This window comes from Bacteroidia bacterium (assembly GCA_041391665.1).
Classification (GTDB): Bacteria; Bacteroidota; Bacteroidia; order J057; family J057; genus JAGQVA01.
The window spans coordinates 935,002-954,086 of record JAWKNO010000003.1 but is presented as its reverse complement, the minus strand read 5'-3'; the positions used below and the strand labels follow the sequence as shown (position 1 = coordinate 954,086).

The following is a 19,085-nucleotide window of genomic DNA, read 5'->3' as shown; positions in this document are numbered from 1 at the left end:
TGGTTTTTTGAGTGTTCCGGGCCTGTACCTACAGTCCCGGAACTTTTTATTTTGTCAGTTTGGATAACCCTGCCAGGTTTTGTTCCAGCACATGCTGCACATCATCTTCCATGACATGCCCCAGTACGCCAAACGGGCCTTTATACCCTGCATCTACCAGCGTAGAAACCATTCCGGCCTCCTGGTCGCCTGTTCCTAACGGTAAAATCTGCGGTCCCTCTTTTTTCATCCCATTGAGATTTACTCCCCACAGATAAGGCAGCATGACAGAAACGACTTCCCCAAACCGGTCAATCTGATGATGCCCGTGATGAAAGCTGTAGATAATGCCGATGTCCCGCCCGGGCATAGTTTGGATTATCTTTACCTGATTTGCCGGTTCGCCAAACCAGTCTCCGTGATTGTAAAGCGCGATTTTACAGCCGATCATTTTTGCCCTTTCATCGAGATAGCTGATCATTTCTTTCCCCCGTTGGATCGCTTCCTCATCCCCCAGATTTTCAAAATAATTGTAATTGAAACCTGCCCATATTTGGGTGTTTAATCCAGCTTCCTGAACAGATTTTAATACCTGCTCGTTTCCTTCGCTTAATTTACCCGGACTATCCTGATTGGCATCGATCCACATCCATACTCCCTGTATATGGATTCCCTTTTCCTCCGCCAGGGTAAGCTCGTGCGTCATTTCCGGCAAATGCTCCGCGCGCCAGTCGTAAGCATAAGCGTTTATACCCAATGATTTCAGCATGTCGATCCGAGCTTCAGGTGAACGGCGTACGCTGTCAAAAGGCACAATACACCAGGCAAATACGTCTCCCGGCTCCAAAGTGAATTTGCTGGCAACGGATTCGCCATGCTGTTCGTTGTCAGTAACGCACGAAACCGCCATAAGCGTGAAAATGGAAAGGAAGAATGTGATTTTTTTCATGAGCCTGGAAATTTAAATCAAATAGTAAAAATTGAGAAAAGATGCTGCTTTCAAATACTTTTGCCGAAAGTACAGGATGGTTTTCTCATTTTATTTGTGTTTAAATTTAGAAAGTATTGTGAGAAATGATCAATATTGCCTAAGTTTTGTGTGAGCAAACTCAAAGAGACATGAAGTCAAGAGGACTATTACTACTTACTACAGGTGCTTTTTTTTGCTGTAATCAGCTATTTTCCCAGAAAGACCCAGGGACTCTTTTCTCTTTGCTGAGTCCTAAAAAAACCCATATCCTTTTCAACAACGAGCTGAAGGATACCCGCGAGCATAATATCCTCCTTTACTCCAACTACTACGGTGGTGCAGGGGTCGGAATCGGCGATATAAATAATGATGGTCTTCAGGACATTTTTTTTGCCGGCAATCTGGTCGCTGACAAATTATACCTCAACAAAGGAAATCTGGAGTTTGAAGATATAACCACTTCCGCCGGAATCCTTGACAATGGCGGCTGGTCTTCCGGGGTTCTGTTTGGCGATGTCAATAATGATGGATTCTCCGATATTTATGTCACCCGCGAACTTTACGACGATAAGCCCGAACTCAGGAGAAACAAGCTTTATATCAACAACGGCGACAATACCTTTACCGAGCGCGCCGCCGAATATGGCGTAGATGACAGTGAAAGAACCCGCCATGCCACGTTTATCGATTATGATAAAGACGGTGACCTCGACCTGCTGCTGCTCAATCAGCCGCCCAATCCCGGCGATTACTCCAAATACTACAAGACCGAACTGCTGATCGATCAGTACAATATGAAGTTTCTGGAAAATACCGGAAACAAATTTGTAGATATAACCCAAAAAGCGGGTCTTAACCGTACGGGTTTCCCCAACAGTGTGACCGCTACTGACCTTAACGGTGATGGCTGGACCGACTTGTTTATTGCCAATGACTTCTGGGTCGGAGACTGGTATTATATCAACAATGGCGACGGCACCTTTACCGACAAAATCAAAGAATATGTTCACCATACCTCCTTCAGCAGTATGGGCGTGGACGCAGGCGATATCAACAATGACGGTCGCCCGGATGTGATGGTGGTGGATATGGTCGCCGAAGACAATTATCGTCTGAAAGCCAATATGAGTGGGATGAATCCCAAAGCTTTCTGGAAAGTGGTAAATGAAGGTGGCGGGTATCAGTATATGTTTAATATGCTCCACCTGAATGTCGGTGGAGGTTATCTGAGCGATATTGCCCAAATGGGAGGCGTGGCAACAACTGACTGGAGTTGGGCAGTACTGATTGCCGATCTTGACAACGACGGATGGAAAGATATTTTTGTGGGAAATGGGCTGATGCGCGATATCCGCAACAACGACGCCGCCAAGGAATTTAAAAAACATATAGAGTCGGCTCTTTTTGAATTTATCCGCGACAACCCCAATCCTGGCAATATTACCGTATGGGATGTGGTGGATATGGAGGCTTCTCTGAGTATTGTTCCTTCCCAAAAGCTGCACAACTATGTTTTCCACAACAATGGAAACATGACCTTCTCAAAAAAAATAGAAGAGTGGGGATTTGATCAGAAAACCTTCTCCAATGGCGCCTCCTACGCCGATCTTGACAATGATGGCGATCTTGATCTGGTTGTCAACAATATCAATGATGTGGCTTCTGTATATGAAAATCACGCTTCTCAAAGAGCCAATAGCCATTATCTTCGGGTGAAAGCAGTTGCCGATGCCGGAAAGGTTTCATTGATGGGGACAAAGGTTTGGGTAGAAACAGCAGACGGCGAACAGTTTATCGAAATCACCGGAGTCAGGGGAATGTATTCTACCAGCGAATATATTCCACATTTTGGCCTTGGGAAAAATACACAGGCCAGCCGCGTACGTGTGTTGTGGCCTGACGGAAAAGAAAATATCCTGACCGGAGTTGCCGCAGACCAGATGCTTACCGTTAAGTACAGTGAAGCAAAACTGCCTGTAGTCGCCGAACAGGTTTCTGGCGTTGCGCGGACTGTGTTTACCGATGCCGCAAAAGAATCAAAAATTGCTTTTACCTATAAGGAAAACAATTTTGACGATTTTGAAAAGCAAGTATTGATGCCCCAAAAAATGTCTACGCTCGGCCCGGCAATGGCAACCGGTGATATCAACGGCGATGGAAGGGACGATTTTTTTATCGGTGGCGCATCCGGAAACGCAGGCAGTATTTTCAGCCAGAATCCGGACGGGACATTCACGCCGGTATCCCCGGATGTGTTGACCCGCGACAAAATATACGAGGATATGGGAGCCGTTTTCTTTGACGCAGATGGGGATGGCGATCAGGATCTATATGTGGTAAGTGGTGGCAATGAGTTTGCACCCGGCTCTGAAAATTATCAGGACAGGCTTTATCTCAATGATGGTGCAGGACGGTTTTCCAAAGGAGAAAACCTTCTCCCCGATATGAAGTTTTGCGGAGGAAAAGTCGTGGCTGAAGACATTGATAAAGACGGAGATCTGGATTTGTTTGTGGCAGGGCGTCATGTCGCATGGGCCTATCCTGAGCCCGCGAGCAGTGCAATATTGCGAAATGACGGGGGGAAATTTACCAATGTAACCGAAACCATCGCCAAAGATCTGATCAATATCGGAATGGTCAATGATGTATCATTCTTCGACTATAACAATGACGGTTTTCAGGATATTGTATTGGCAGGAGAATGGATGCCAATGACCATTTTGCAAAACAAAAACGGACAGTTTGCACGGATCCAGCCCGTGTTCGAGCACCCTGAGTTATCCGCCCCCAGCACAAATGGATGGTGGTTTAGTGTAAAAACCGCAGATATGGACAATGACGGAGATATGGATATCGTAGCGGGGAATCTGGGGTTAAATTACAAATACAAAGCCACCCAGGATGAACCATTTGAGGTATATTATTATGATTTTGATAATAATAAATCTAAAGATGTGGTGCTTACCTATTATAACTTTGGTATCGCCTATCCGGTCAGAGGGAAACAATGCTCTTCGGAGCAGGTTCCGGTGCTGAAAGAAAAATTTGAAACGTACGACCTGTTTGCTTCTTCCAGTGTTTTTGATATATATGGGAAAAACAATTTAAAAAATGCGCTTCACTATGAAGCCCATACATTTGCCTCCACATATTTTGAAAACCTTGGCAACGGGCGGTTCATGATTCACGTTCTTCCGGTAATAGCTCAAATCTCTTCCATAAACACAATCATTCTGGATGATTTTACTGGAGATCAACATCCGGACATTCTGATTGGAGGCAATTTATATGATGCAGAAGTAGAAACTGCGCGCAATGATGCGGGTTTCGGTCTGTTGCTTACTGGCGATGGAAAAGGTCATTTCCATCCTGTTCCCTGGGAAGAAAGCGGATTTTTTATACCTTTCGATGTGAAGCAAATGATTCCGGTCAATGAGGGAAACCAAAGACTGGTAATTGTTGGCTGTAACAACAGTGATCTTAAGGTTTTTAAAGTTTCAGGTTCTCATTCAAGGTAAAATTTACTGGAGAAATATGGGACGGAGCAGGACACCTGATTCATTTTTTGAGTTTAATTTTAAATTAGCATACAAAAACCGGCTCTTTGTGACCGGAATATGCAATCGATTAAGGTTCTTTATTTTATATTAAATTTAATTTAATTTAATTTAATCATTCTATTATGAGAAGAAGTCTACTACTGCTTCTGCTGATTATGGTTTGCGCCTCACAAATGTGGGCACAGCGCCAGGTCAGTGGAAAAGTTTCAAGCTCGGAGGATGGTTCCGCCCTCTCCGGCGTGAGCGTTGTTTTAGTTGGAACAACAAAAGGCGTTCTTACCGATGCACAAGGAACTTACAAACTGGATGTTCCCGGTGATGCTACTCTGCGATTTTCCTATGTAGGTTATGCTGACCAGGAAGTTGCAGTGGGTAACAGAAGTGTGGTTGATATTGTGCTTCAGGTAAAAGACGTTATGTTGGATGAGGTTGTGGTAACTGCTTTGGGTATCAGCCGTGATAAAAAAGCTTTGGGTTATTCTATAACCGAAGTTGACGGTGATAATTTTACCCAGGCAAGGGAAAATAACCTGGCCAATGCGCTTTCCGGCCGTATTGCAGGTGTGAACGTAAGCAATATCGCTTCCGGCCCTGCTGGTTCCTCCCGCGTTATTATCCGTGGTAACAAATCGCTTCAGGGCAACAACCAGCCGCTGTACGTTGTTGACGGTATTCCTATGGACAACTCTGGCTTTGGTCAGGCAGGTCTTTGGGGTGGTCGCGACGAAGGTGATGGTATGGCCTCCATCAACCCTGATGATATCGAGTCTATCACCGTACTGAAGGGTGCGAGTGCTGCGGCTCTTTACGGATCACGGGCTGCAAACGGCGTTATCAACATCGTAACCAAAAAAGGTTCTTCCAGAAAAGGTATTGGTGTTGAAATCAACTCCAACTATGTATTCGAACAAATAAACGATCAGTCTGATCTTCAGCAAAAATACGGAAGTGGTGCTTATACCGGAACATTCCCTAATGGCGTTCCTACAAAGCCAACGACTCTCTCTCAGGCTTATGAATGGGGTGATGACTCCTGGGGTCCTGCTTTGGATGGCAGCTCCGTACTTCAGTTTGATGGCGTTTCACGTCCGTATTCTTATGCTGGAAGCAACTGGGATCGTTATTTCCGTACAGGTAGCGCACTCACCAATACGATCGCTTTCACCGGAGGAAATGCTACACAAAACTTCCGTCTGTCTGCTTCTAACCTGCAAAACAATTCTATCATTCCTAACTCAGGATTTGACAGAACAAACGTTTCGCTTTCTACCAGCTCCAAGTTTGGAGAAAAAGTGACAGTTGTGGCAAAAGTGCTGTATTCCAACGAGTACGCGAAAAACCGCCCGTATCTCTCTGACTCTCCTGCCAACGGTATTCAGTCTATCTGGCGGATGCCACCCAATATGAACGTACTGGATTATCAGGGTGACCCCGATAAACTGGGTGCTATTCCAGCCAATACAGATCCTGCACTCCTCGCCGTATGGGGAAAATCAGTTGGAGAAGAATATCAGCAGGCTGCCAACAACTGGGGACAAAACCCATACTGGACCGCTTACCAGTTCCGCGAAGATGACGAAAGAGACCGTTTGATCACATCCGGTCAAATCAGATACGATATTACTGATTTCCTTTATGTACAGGGAAGAATTGGTATGGACTGGTACACCAGAAGAGACCATAACCTCGTGCCACAAGGAACCGGCTATCAGCGTGGTGGTTCTATCAGTGAAGGTGAAGACCGCGTACGTGAGATCAATGCTGAGTGGATTCTTGGTTTTGACAAGACTTTCGGAAAAATCAGTGTGAATGCATTTGCTGGTGGTAACCGCATGCAGAGAAGCAATGAGCGGATTTCTGCGAATGGTAACAACTTCAACGTTCCATTCTTCCAGGCGATCAACAACGCACAGATTCGTAACTACAGTTATGGTTTCTCTGAGTCAGGTATCAACTCGCTCTTCGGTTCTGCTGAAGTTAGCTACGGTGGATTCCTTTACCTGACCGGTACAGTTAGAAATGACTGGTTCTCCGTATTGAATCCTCAAAACAATAGTGTACTGTATCCATCCGTCGGTACCAGCTTTGTATTCTCTGATGCAATCAAAGGTCTGCCTTCATGGATGAGCTTTGGTAAAGTAAGAGCTTCATGGGCACAGGTAGGTAACGTTACAGTTGGTCCTTATAGCACCATCCTGACCTACTCCCTGAAAAACTCTCACCTGGGTTATACGCTGGCTTCCTTCTCTTCAGCAGGTGGAAACAACGGTTCTATTCCTAACCCATTCATCAAGCCGCTTACTTCTACTGAGGTTGAGGTGGGTGTTGATGTCAGATTCTTTGACAACAGATTGGGTATCGATGCTACCTACTATAACCAGAAGACAACTGATGACATCCTGAATGCTTCTATCTCCAGATCTTCCGGCTTCGGTTCTACCCTGGTTAACCTTGGTCAGCTTCGCAACAGAGGTATTGAGATCTTGTTGACGGGTACTCCGGTAAAAGGTGATTTCACATGGGATATCTCCTTCAATATCGCGAAAAACTCTAACGTTGTTGACTCCCTGATCGAAGGTAGCTCTGAGTTGGTATTGGAAGAGCCTCGTACACGTAACACATTCGTGAAGCATATTGTAGGTTATCCGTTTGGTATGATCACCGGCCGCGTACAGAAAATGACTGACGATGGTCAGCCTATATTCTTCAGCGACGGAAGACCTGTCGGATCTACCGGATATGAAATCATCGGTAATGGTATTGCTGATTGGACAGGTGGGGTAAATAACTCTTTCACCTACAAAGCTTTCAACCTTTCTTTCCTGGTTGACTTCAAAATCGGTGGTGATATCTACTCTGGTACCAACAACCGTCTGACTCAGTGGGGTCTCCACCAGCAGTCTCTGATCGGCCGTGAAGGGGAAGCGCCACTTTCCGTAAAAGGTGTTACCCAGGTTGGAACAAACGCCAATGGACAGCCTATCTACGAGCCAATCGACAGAACGCTTACTCCTGACGAAGCCCGCAACTACTGGGGTTCTGTAGGTGGTGAAGCAAATGCGGTTACTACGATGTTCCTGTATGATGCATCTTTTGCAAAACTGAGACAGCTGACATTTGGTTACAGCTTCCCACGTTCTATGTTGAACAAAACACCTCTCCAGAACCTGACTGTATCTTTTGTAGGTCGTAACCTGGCGGTACTGTTCAAAAACATTGAAAACGTTGATCCTGAATCGAGCTACTCCAACTCTAACTCTCAGGGTCTGGAATATTTCGGTATGCCAGCTACACGTAGCTACGGTTTCAACATAAGAATTGGGTTCTAATCAAAAAAAACTTAAGAAAATGAAATATCTGAATAAATTGTTTGTACTGACTGTGGTGGGGCTTCTCTCCATGACAGGCTGCAACACGGAGACGCTTCAGAACCTGAACATCAACCCTCAGGCGGTAACGCAGATTGACCTCAATTTCCTCTTCTCAACTGCTGAGCTGAGTATCGCTTCCAATGGTGGCTCCGGTGATAACCGTTATATTGACTGGCGTACCAATATTGGTATGTGCGCCTATGCCATTCAGCAACTGGGTAATGCAGGTGGGGGTATCGCTCCTGGTGATAAATACACCGAAAACGTAGAAACCTCCGCTGCGCCTTTCGAATTTACCTACATGGATCAGCTGAAAAATATTGCCGAAATCCTGAAGCAGACCGGTCCCGGTGGCTATGATGAAGGCAATAAGACGAACATGAGAAATGCTGCCAGAATCCTCCGGGCTTTCAGCATGGGCCGTATCACTGACTTCTACGGCAACTTGCCTTATTCTGAAGCTAATCAGGGTATTGAGGGTGTTTTCTTCCCTAAATACGATACCCAGGAGTTTATCTATACCGACCTTCTGAAGGAGCTTGACGAGGCTACCGCTGCGATGAGCGCTTCCAATCCTGATGAAGGTTTCACCAGAGCAGATATGCTTTACAACGGTGATATCAGCAAGTGGAAAAAGTTTGGATACTCTCTCATGCTTCGTTTTGCTATGCGCGTATCTGATGCTGCGCCCGCTCTTGCCAATACCTACGTAACCAAAGCTGTTGCCGGTGGTGTATTTGCCAGCAATGATGATAACCTCTGGGTACCGCTTGACAACGGACCCAGCGAATGGCAGGATCAAAACGGTATCTCCCGTGCATTCTTCCCAGGCGACGGTGGTCAGCCTTCCTTCCTGAGCAAAACCTTCGTAGATTGGCTCAAAGGTACAGATCCTAACTCTACTGCTGACGATGATCCACGCCTTATGATTATCAGCGGTGGTATTGGTGACTGGACAGCTGCCGGATGGACTCCTACCAATACAGATCCTTTGGCTCAGAAAGGTCTGCCTAATGGTTATGACCAGGCTGGTCTCGATCAACTCGAAGGAAAAGATGTGGTTCAGGGTGAAACTTACTCCCGCATCAACGTACTCATGCTCGACGACGCTGATCCTTATATGATCATGAACCATGCAGAAGTAGAATTCCTGATGGCTGAAGCGCTCGAAAGAGGCATTGGTTCCGGTATCCCCGGTACAGCAGCTTCTCACTACAATGCAGGGGTGAAATCAGCTATGCAGATGTACACACCTTTTGATGCTTCGCTGACTGTAGATGATGCTGAAGTTGAAGCTTACCTTTCTACTTATCCTTACGGTTCAAAACCTGCTATCCAGATGATTGGCGAACAACTCTGGGCCAGCAAGTTCTTCAACTGGTGGGAAGCTTGGTCTGACTGGAGAAGAATTGGTTACCCAGCACTTACTCCTACCAACTACCCAGGTAACCTCACCAACGGTACGATTCCGGTAAGACTTCGCTATCCTACACAGGAGCAAGCTTCTAACCCTAATTTTGCATCCGGTGCTTCTGCCAATGACTTTACTACCAAAGTTTGGTGGGATACAAAGTAATTGAATGAATCATCTGTTGTAAAACAGATAAAAATTAAAGCCTCTGAAGAAATTCAGGGGCTTTTTTTGTTTCTTCCTGCTCTGAGTTTTAACGCAGATGGGAAAATACTTCGCGTTATTTTGCGAGTCCTCTGTGTATTCTGCGTGAACCTGAAGAAGTTTGATCGGAGATCGCAGCGATAGTTGTTAACGCAAAGTTTCGCAGAGGGACAGTTTTTCTAAAATATATTTCGCGTTTTTTTAGTGTGAACTATGAAAAACGCCGTCGCCTTCAGACCCCATGTACCCACCCCACAATGGGGCATTTTTCATTTTAAGATTGCTGGAAATGCGTTTGATCCGCATACCGAGAAAGGCCAGCAAATAGGTAGAAGGATTGTAATATTGACAATAAACAATGTCCAGATAACCGTCATTATCCAAATCTCCTATCCATGGAGTTGTGAAGATATTTTTAAACCCCGGCAACTGGTCGATCGCATTTACTTTTTTGGTCTTAAAATCAATGTTTACCAGCTTGTTGACAATATTTAAGGGTGTTTTGTCGTCAAACTCCCGATTACAATCAAACTCATTGATACTGATAAGGGCATCGTCAATGCCGTCTTGGTTGATGTCATAAACCACCGGCGAAGAAAACCCTGTGCAACCCATCGAATCAATATAGGCAATTCGGCCATCTTTTCCATCGAGCATGATCTGAAGGGAACCCGTATTATTGGGCCATTCTCCCTTACTTACGAATGTGAAAAAATCAGGTATATCGTCCTCCGTAAAGTACCCTACAGCAAAGCTGTTGCTGGATTCTGTATTTGGAATCTTTTGTTGCCAGAGTACTTTTTCTCCCTTCAGATCAATCGCCGAAATCGTGCTCGCATGGGAAATCGCAACAAGTTCATACTGCCCGTCTCCGGTAATATCAACAAGCACCGGAGGGGCAATAAAACCATGTCCGGTTTCGGAGACGAGTTTGTGCGCATTGGACAATTTCCCTTCGCGAAGGTCAGCAAGACTTGCGATGTACATACTTCCCGGCAACGTTTCTCCCCCACTGCCAAAAATTATCTGATATTCCTCACTTCCTGGCTGAGCAAAACACAGAGGAGACATATATGATTCTTCGCCGTCGGGCATGGTATCTGCGGCAATAATGTCGCCCGTTTTTGAATCCATGATCATAAGTACGCCCGGCACACGGCCGATCCTGGAGTTGGGACCTGCTTTGGCATTTCCTCCGTTTAGTACCAGCAGATCGGATAATCCATCATTGGTCTGGTCGGGAATCAACGCACAGTTGTAAAAATTGAATTTTGCATATTTTAAAATGGAATCATTTTCAAATGCATAATTGTATGCCCAAATGATTCCGCCTGTTTTACCGTCCAATGCTTTGAACTGTGGGCCCCGACCACCTATAAAAATGTCTCGCACTCCGTCGCCGTTGATATCGTAAAGGGTTGCTGTACCAAACATCTGGTTGTCTGATTCCTGCTGCCAAAGGATATTGCCCGTCTTTCCATCAAATGCGAGAATCCCTTGTTCACTGTGCTGATGTTCATTTTCGCCCGCACCCATTATGATATCCAATACACCGTCCTGATTGATATCTTCCGTACGAATGGATGACTGAGAACCAATGTTTGAATAACTTTTGTCCCAGGTGAGTTCATTCTTCTTCTGGGAACAACCTTGAATGACAGATGAAAATACCAGGCTGCTTGCGACCAGCCACAGGGATAAGACTTTGTTCTTATAATACATTTTACAAATGATTGTAATGATTAGCGCCTTACAAAAATCCAATTCATTTCGCCAAAAAACAAGGAACATGCAGCGGCGAATTCAGGCAAGATTGCCGTGAGTTATTTTATTGTGAATCGTTGGAACTACGTACATTTATAGTAAAATATATCTCCGGGAATGAAAACCAAAGGTATTATCATTATCAGCAGTATTCTGCTACTATTACCCACATTTGATCTGTTTTCTCAATCTTCCTGGGTAAAACGTTTGCCTGCTATTGGCTCCTTTTCCTCGCCCCGTATCGCAGACCTCAATGGCGATGGTACAGGCGATATTATCCTCGGTGCAGGGCGGGAGGAATTTCAAGCCTGTGATTCGGCAGTGATTGCCCTCGACGGCAAAAATGGACGTTTGCTTTGGAATGTGCCGGGCAGGGACCAGATATTTGGCTCCGCAGCCCTTCGCGATTTGAATAGCGATGGGGTGATGGATGTAGTGGTTGGCGGGCGTTCTGCCGAACTAAAAGCCATAAATGGCAGGACAGGTAAGCTCATCTGGGAATTTTTTAAAACTACCTCAACAAAAGAACCCCGGGAGGCCGGCTGGTTCAACTTCTACAACCCGCAGTTTATTCCCGATCAGGATAAGGATGGGCTGGAAGATATTCTGGTGTCAAATGGCGGTGATGTGCTTGCCGAACCCTATGATCCCAATCGGCCTGCCGGAAGCCTGATGATCATTAGCAGTAAAACAGGAAAATTACTTTCTCAGGCGAAAATGCCCGATGGTAAAGAAATCTATATGTCAGTAGTTGCCGTCAGAATTGAAGGCAAATATCTTGTAGTATTTGGAACGGGAGGGGAAACACTGGGGGGAAATCTGTTTGTCGGTTCACTAGACGAAGTAATAAAAGGCGATCTGTCAGGTGCGGTTAAACTGGCATCAAGTCCTGATAAAGGATTTATTTCGCCCCCGTCATGTGTGGACATTACCCTTGATGGTATTCCCGATATCATAGTCAATGCCGTGGATGGGCGGATGTTTGCCTTTGACGGGAAAACCCTTGCGCCAATCTGGGAAGTGCTGATGCCAGATACCGAAGTGTATAGTTCTGTGGCGATCGGAAATTTTACCGGCGATGACATCCCTGATTTTTTTGTCTCAGTAGCCCAGGGGGAATGGCCAAAGCTGGAATGGAACCGGCAATTTATGGTCGATGGTGCAATGGGAGAAATTGTCTTTACTGATTCGCTGGGTTTTTACCAGACAAGTACCGGCGTTGTGGCTGATCTTACCGGCGATGGTCGCGATGAAGTACTAATGAGTGTCAACTATCAGATTGTGGACGAGTTGTTTCAAAAGACCTTTCAAAATATGCTGGTAGTGATCGACTTTTCCACGAATGATGTCATTCAGATTGACAATATATTTGACGGAAATAACATCTCCTCAACCCCATGGATTGGCGATCTGGATGGGAATGGGAAAATCGATATTATCTACTGCCACGCGACCAATACGCGGCATACCTATACCTTTGATGGGATGCAGGTCAACCGTCTGGATACAGAAGTGCCCATATATGCTCCTGTAAAATGGGGCGCATATATGGGCAGCAATTATGACGGGGTTTTAAGAAAATAATTCTTTACCGGGTCATAGTTCCCTTTTATCTGAAAATCTGATCCACTCCAACTGCATCAGGCTGCGCCCCGGTTGTTGCGGGCTGTCAAATATGAAATAAAGATCTTGTTTGCCCTCCGTCGTTGTGATTTTTGTGCTTTTCTCCGACCAAATATTTTTGTCGGTTTGGGCAGGAACTTTTACCACGCCCAAAATCTCTCCCTGAAGGCTTCCCCTGCGTATGGTAATATTTCCCCCGGCATCACCCGCTACACGGAAAGATATAGCCTGAACGCCCGTCATATCTATCTGTTTGAAGCCGAGGTAAGCGTCTTCCCTGGTCCAGCGGACAATCACTTTATTGTGGTTGTTTTGATCCGGACTCAGACCGAGCTTGTCTTTTTCCTCCGCTTCTTCAGGGTTGAGGTAGGGCGCTTTCAACACCACCGTTTTTCGCGAGCTAAGTGCCGGAATGCCATTGGCTCCCTGATCGGTGTAGGAAGCGGAAAGAAGATAAACGCCAGCTTCTCCCGGGCGGTGCCTGTTAAGCGAAAGGTCGCCTTTCTGCGGGAGCTCAATGTCTTTATTTCCCAGACTCAGTATATATCGCGCCATTTCCTTCGTCTCTTCCGGCGTGTGTTGAGGGTGCCCGGCCATGATTTTTTCGCCCCAGTTACCGTTTCCTCCGGATATGATTTTACCTGAAAGGAATGAGATATTTTCTTCTGTCGAAGGATACCGGGCAGCGATTTCGAGGTAGCTTGGTCCCACCGAATGTTTTTCCATATCATGGCAGGATTTGCAGTCACTGGACTGAATCAGTTGCTGACCTTTGACAAATTGCAGGGAAGAAGATACAGGTGCGGTGCCACCGAGTGCAACCTCCAGGTCATTGCCGTCATTGATATACACAAGTCTGACGGAGGCTTTTGCCGCATCAATCGTTCCATCTTCTTTGTCGCTGATGCTCACCTCGTAAGGGCGGGGCTGTGAATCAAAGAAAAACTGCTGATTGCCGGCAACGGTAATATCAATCGCCGGAGGTTGATTTCCGACCTGGACAGTAACGGTGGCCTCTTCGCTTTCTCCGGCATTGTCAGTAGCTACGAGTTTTACTGCATAAACGCCTGGTTTGTCAAATGTGTAGGTGGCCTGTTCGCCGGTGGCCTGCGGCTTATTGTTTTGGGTAAAATACCAGCTGTATTTCAGACTGTCGCCCTGGTCATAATCGACTGATCCTTTAGCTGAGAATGTCACCTCAAACGGCGCGGCTCCGGCTTTTTCACTGGCTGATATCTTGGGAACGGGCAGGCGATTTCCTGCGGCGTATTCAATTCTGACAAGTTTTGCCTCGGGATTGTTGAGGAAATAATTTTGCCCGTATTCGAGCATATACATAGCGCCGTCAGGCCCAAATTCCATCTCAATCGGCTTGACGAATTCCTGATCCGGAAGGAACGGCTCAATCTGCACAATTTCCCCGTTCTCATCCATTGTTACGACTTGCAGCCAGCTTCTGGCCCATTCGTAGATAAACCATTTCCCATTGTAATAATCGGGAAAACGACTCCTTGAGTCTGCCGGAAACAAATCGCTATAAAAAACGGGGCCGGCCATCGCACTGTTGGAGCCTTGTCCCAACATCGGAAATTCGGGTGAAATGCCTTTGGGGTACCAGATAAAAGCTTTTTGTGCCGGCGGTAAATTTTGTGAACCGGTATTATTGGGGGAATTGTTGACCGGATGCTCCGGGTCAAACAAAACGCCCACCTCATCGGTCTCAAAATTCCGGTCCGGAAAAGCTTTATTGTCTGCCATAAAATAAGGCCAGCCATAATAACCCGGTTTGCGTGCCTGGTTCCATTCGTCAAAACTTTCTGGCCCGTATCGACCATCTTTTCCAACATCTGGCCCAACATCTCCCCAGTAGAGGTAGTTGGTTTTGGGATCGACGGTAATGCGAAACGGGTTTCTTGCGCCCATGATATAGATTTCAGGTCTTCCCGCTGAACCGTCTTTGGGGAAAAGATTCCCGTCGGGTATTTCATAAGTACCGTAAGCGGTGGGTTTGATCCTCAATATTTTCCCCCTGAGGTCATTGGTATTCGCTGAGGATTTTTGGGCATCAAACGGGTATCTTCCCGGACGCTCATCGATGGGCGTAAAGCCGTCCGACTCTTTGCTGGATGTATTGTCGCCAGTAGAGAGATACAGAAGTCCGTCGGGACCAAATTTGACTGAGCCACCAGAGTGACAACAGGTTTCGCGTTGTACGCCTACTTTCAGAATTACTTTTTCTGAAGCCAAAACCAGCGAGTCGCCATGAAGGTAAAACTGAGAAAGGTATTGGTCTTTAATGTCACAGGGCGGCGAATAGTAGAGGTAGATCAGGTGATTATTTTTAAAATCGGGATCAATCGCCAGTCCGAGAAGACCATCTTCATAATTTCCCTCGGTACACACATCAAATTTTGCGAGAAGTTTTGACTTGCCCAGGGCAGGGTCATACATTTTCATTTTCCCTTTTCTCTCGATGAATATGACTTTTCCGTCAGGCAAAACGGCGAGCTCCATAGGCTCGTCCACATCGTAGTCGTCAAGGACGATTTTTGTGAAGCGGTTCCAGGATGGGGCGCGGGAGGAATGAATGTTTCCCGGTCGCCAGGTATTGTCCCCGATAATAAACTTCACAGCCTCTACCCAGTTTTCAGCAGAGATATCAGCAACAGGGCTATGGACTACAGCCACTTTTCCGCCGTCAAATGCGCGCTGGGCAATGGCGGGAGAGCCTGATTCCGTATTACTTACAGCAGTGGCAGGGTTTCCTGATGCTGTTGTATGTACGGGTTCAAAAATGTGGTTATACCAACCCCAGTAGTAGCGGTTTGAGGTAGGTGAGTTGACAATCATCAAGCCGCCGCCTGCCTGGATATATCTTTCAACATCTGATTTGGCCTGAACAGGTGCCAGGTCAGGCGTAATATTGAGAAAAAGCACCCCACTATAATTGCGGAGGTTCTCTTCGTTGAGCAGGGACATATCGCGGGTAGTATCGACCCTAATATCCTGCAGGCTTGCTGCCAGATTTGCAGGGATTGGGGTATCTGCACCCGAGACAACCAGCAGAGATTTCTGCTTTCGTTTGATTGTACCTTTTTGTCCGCATCCCCAGCCAGCGGGAAACAAGAAGAGTATAAGAAGCCAGTGTAAATAATATTTCATAATTTTCCAGAATTAACCGCAATAAATTACACAGTTCAGACATAAGGGGCATCATGTACTGTTTTTTTATTGTTTTATATTTGCTACATGAAGCTATTTCGCGCATTGTTTCGATTGTTTTTGTTTGCTGGGATAATGAGTTACCGCCTGATCGGTGCTTTAATCACCAGCCGCATATATCCGGACAAACCGGAAAAAGTAATGATCCATATGCATAAATGGGCCAAACATACCCTGGCGTTTATGGGTATTGAGGTAGAGGTAAGCGGCACGCTGCCGCAACAGGCCGGTCTGGTCATGCCCAATCACCGATCATATATTGATATTATTTTTTTCCCGGTCTTTGTTCGCAATGCCTGTTTTGTTGCAAAAGCGGGTGTTTTGTGGTGGCCGATTGTGGGCGCAGGTGCAAAGATTGTCGGGACGATATTTGTCGATCGTTCCAATAAAGACAGCCGGCGGCAGACCCGGGAGGATATCAAAAAGCGGTTGGCAGAGGGGTATTCGGTAGTTGTATTTCCCGAAGGCACTACTTATAAGATGCCCGAATTGGGGAAGTTTAACCCCGGGATGTTTTTTGCGGCAGCGGAGGGAAATATTCCGGTGATCCCAGTAGCGATTGAGTATGAAGATCGTGATGATGCGTGGGTGGGAAATGATACATTTTTCCCCCATTTTTTTAAAACATTTGGGAAAAAGCGGTCGAAGGTGAAACTTGTTTTTGGCGAAGTGATGACGGATACGGATGGAGAAAAACTGCTCAATGATGTCCGGTCATGGATAGGGGGGCAATTAACCCAGATACAAAAAACCTGGGAAATGAAGGTCTAAAAAACCCCTCACCGAAATATCCGGAAAGGGGTTCGAAAGAGGAATTAAAGATAAGCTGTCAAATGAAAAGCAGGTGAGTACCTTCTCCTGCGGCTCTTTCATAGAAACCGCCGACAGTCAGTACGCCATCCATTTCTTCGAAGAGATCGTTTTCCTCCAGATGAAACATTTCCATCGCGAGTTTGCAGGCCCAGAGTTTTACACCTGAAGCCGAAAGGATATAGAGAAATTCTTCCACTTCAGGCATATCGAGTTTTTCCATTTCTTTTTTCATCATAGTGGTGGCGAGCGCTTCCATGCCGGGCAATCCGCCGAGCATAGTCGGGATGTGCATGGCAGGGTTACCTACGGTAGCCACATGAAGGTGGTTCATTTGTTTTTTGTTGAGCGCTTCCAGCCCGAAGAAGGTGAAGAAGATTTCGGCTTCAATTCCTTCCATACGTGCTCCATTGGCAAGTACGAAGCAGGCGTAAACATTCTCAAGCGTAGCTTTCGAAAGTATCAAAAGCATTTTTTTGACCGGGGCTTTATTTTCAGTATCCATGGGAATATCATTTCGTGTGATAGAAAAAATCAGATACAGCTTGCTGGTTTCGGAATACCGGCAATTTTACTTGATATTTTTAGCGGACCTTTGGGAAACAGGCGGTAAAAATCTTTGATGGTTACCACACCGCTGTTACCAATCTTACGGATAGAAAGGGCGACACTTTGCCGGTATTGATCCTGAAGATAATTGATTACCTGCCAGTGTTCTGGTGTGAGATCAATACCTTCTTCAAGCGCAATCGCTTCGCCTACAGATTTGGTCCATTGTGAAAAGTCTGTGAGATATCCTTCTTCGTTGACTTTTACGGGGTTTCCTACGATTAATTTTTCCATGATAATCGGTATATTGAGGTGGATGGTTTATTCTGCTAATTCGAGTTTTTTGCCTGATTTCTGCATCGTCGCAGAGACAAAGGGGATTGGTCTGCCCTTGAGAAGCATATGCCAGTAAATCCATCGGAAGGCCATTTTGCCCACATGATTTAACTTGCTTTCCTTCAGGAGTTTCAACGGCCCTACACCCGGAAAGGGGAAAACACCTTCTACCGGTTCCTGAGTATAGTTAAAGTCAATCAGCAGGGCTTTGTCGTGGCCGGTTTCAATAAAACAATTGGCATGACCGTCAAATTCTTCCTGAAGCGGTTCTCCATTGATATATCGCATAATATTTTCGGTCAGAATTTCTGCTTCAAAATGTGCAACAGATCCTGCCTTGGATGTGGGGAGATTGGTCGCATCTCCTATCGCGAAAATATTCTCTTTGATGGTTGTCTGTAGGGTGTTTTTATTGGTGGGTACAAAATTCATTTCATCGCCGATACCTGATCGTGCCATCAGCGGGTCGCCCATATTGACGGGAATCGTGACCAGCAGGTCATAGGGCACTTCATTTCCCATATAGTCAACAATTTTTTTGTTGTCGCTGTCAACATGCTCAATGTTAAAATCAGGTATGATGTTTACATTTTTCTCCTCCAGCAAATAGTTGAGCGCGGCCGTAGCTTTGGGTTTGGTAAATGCACCCGAAAGCGGCGTTACATAGGAGATTTCGACTTTGTCGCGCATGCCTTTACCTGTAAAATAGCTGTCGGCAAGGAATGAAAACTCCAGCGGAGCAACAGGGCATTTGATCGGCATTTCGCAGATATGAACGACGAGTTTCCCGCCTTTCCATTCGCGAAGTTTATTTCTCAATGCCAGCGCACCTTCGAAGGTATAGAAGTCAAATATATCTTTATGCCAATGGTCGCCCAGCATTCCTTCTGTTTCGGAAGGCGTGATTTTGGTGCCTGTAGCGATAATCAGGATGTCATAATCCAGCAGACTACCATTGGCAAGCGCTACCTGATTATTTTCAGGAACAATTTTTTCAATTTTTTCCTGAATCAGCGATACATGGCCGGGAAGCGGTTTCTCTATGGGCTTCTGTACCATTTCAGGGGTATATATATCAAAAGGCAGGAAAATAAATCCGGGCTGATAGTAGTGGGTTTTCTCCTGATCCACCAGCGTGATGTTCCATTCGTCGGTATGCAGCCGGGAGCGAAGGTGGTTTGCCATCATGGTTCCTGCTGTTCCTGCTCCCAGTATGAGTAGCCTTTTCATAGCGAAGGATTAGAGGTTGAAAAATCTATTCACAAAAACAAATTATAATATCCTTA

General features: G+C 45.9%; 11 protein-coding genes. 5 read left to right on the top strand and 6 right to left on the bottom strand.

All coding sequences use genetic code 11. The features are described 5' to 3' along the window. Window positions 1-46 precede the first annotated feature (46 nt). On the bottom strand, window positions 47-928 hold the full coding sequence (locus R3D00_26630) for an AP endonuclease (protein ID MEZ4776780.1): 882 nt from the start codon (window positions 926-928) through the stop codon (window positions 47-49). A gap of 170 nt (window positions 929-1,098) precedes the next feature. Between R3D00_26630 and R3D00_26625 the strand changes: the two genes are divergently transcribed. From R3D00_26625 to R3D00_26615, 3 genes are all read left to right on the top strand, one after another. Continuing rightward, window positions 1,099-4,467 (top strand): VCBS repeat-containing protein, encoded by a 3,369-nt coding sequence (locus R3D00_26625; protein ID MEZ4776779.1) that lies wholly within the window; start codon window positions 1,099-1,101, stop codon window positions 4,465-4,467. Between the two features lie 164 nt (window positions 4,468-4,631). Further along, window positions 4,632-7,838: a SusC/RagA family TonB-linked outer membrane protein gene (locus R3D00_26620; protein ID MEZ4776778.1), complete on the top strand. Its 3,207-nt coding sequence runs from the start codon at window positions 4,632-4,634 to the stop codon at window positions 7,836-7,838. A gap of 19 nt (window positions 7,839-7,857) precedes the next feature. Then, the gene (locus R3D00_26615) at window positions 7,858-9,456 is read left to right on the top strand and encodes a SusD/RagB family nutrient-binding outer membrane lipoprotein (protein ID MEZ4776777.1); all 1,599 of its coding nucleotides are present in this window, start codon (window positions 7,858-7,860) and stop codon (window positions 9,454-9,456) included. A 240-nt stretch (window positions 9,457-9,696) separates the two neighbouring features. On the opposite strand, the gene R3D00_26610 is transcribed toward R3D00_26615, so the two are convergent. Continuing rightward, window positions 9,697-11,217 carry a hypothetical protein gene (locus R3D00_26610; GenBank protein MEZ4776776.1) on the bottom strand — a complete coding sequence of 507 codons (1,521 nt, stop codon included), beginning with the start codon at window positions 11,215-11,217 and terminating at the stop codon, window positions 9,697-9,699. A gap of 159 nt (window positions 11,218-11,376) precedes the next feature. Here R3D00_26610 and R3D00_26605 point away from each other — a divergent pair, with 159 nt between their 5' ends. After that, on the top strand, window positions 11,377-12,843 hold the full coding sequence (locus R3D00_26605; protein ID MEZ4776775.1) for a PQQ-binding-like beta-propeller repeat protein: 1,467 nt from the start codon (window positions 11,377-11,379) through the stop codon (window positions 12,841-12,843). A gap of 12 nt (window positions 12,844-12,855) precedes the next feature. Here the strand turns inward: R3D00_26605 and R3D00_26600 are convergent, their stop codons facing one another. Beyond that, entirely contained in the window at window positions 12,856-16,044 is a 3,189-nt protein-coding gene (locus R3D00_26600; GenBank protein MEZ4776774.1) for a PQQ-dependent sugar dehydrogenase, read from the bottom strand. 87 nt (window positions 16,045-16,131) lie between these two features. On the opposite strand from R3D00_26600, the gene R3D00_26595 reads away from it, so the two are divergent. Next, window positions 16,132-16,875, top strand: coding sequence for a lysophospholipid acyltransferase family protein (locus R3D00_26595; protein MEZ4776773.1), 744 nt, complete (start codon window positions 16,132-16,134; stop codon window positions 16,873-16,875). A gap of 58 nt (window positions 16,876-16,933) precedes the next feature. On the opposite strand, the gene R3D00_26590 is transcribed toward R3D00_26595, so the two are convergent. Genes R3D00_26590 through R3D00_26580 form a run of 3 tightly spaced genes read right to left on the bottom strand, consistent with a single transcriptional unit; the run spans window position 16,934 to window position 19,029 of the window. Next, window positions 16,934-17,419 carry a DsrE/DsrF/DrsH-like family protein gene (locus R3D00_26590; protein ID MEZ4776772.1) on the bottom strand — a complete coding sequence of 162 codons (486 nt, stop codon included), beginning with the start codon at window positions 17,417-17,419 and terminating at the stop codon, window positions 16,934-16,936. A 29-nt stretch (window positions 17,420-17,448) separates the two neighbouring features. Then, complete coding sequence (locus R3D00_26585) at window positions 17,449-17,757, bottom strand: TusE/DsrC/DsvC family sulfur relay protein (GenBank protein MEZ4776771.1); 309 nt, start codon at window positions 17,755-17,757, stop codon at window positions 17,449-17,451. A 27-nt stretch (window positions 17,758-17,784) separates the two neighbouring features. After that, window positions 17,785-19,029 (bottom strand): FAD/NAD(P)-binding oxidoreductase, encoded by a 1,245-nt coding sequence (locus R3D00_26580; protein ID MEZ4776770.1) that lies wholly within the window; start codon window positions 19,027-19,029, stop codon window positions 17,785-17,787. Window positions 19,030-19,085 lie beyond the last annotated feature (56 nt).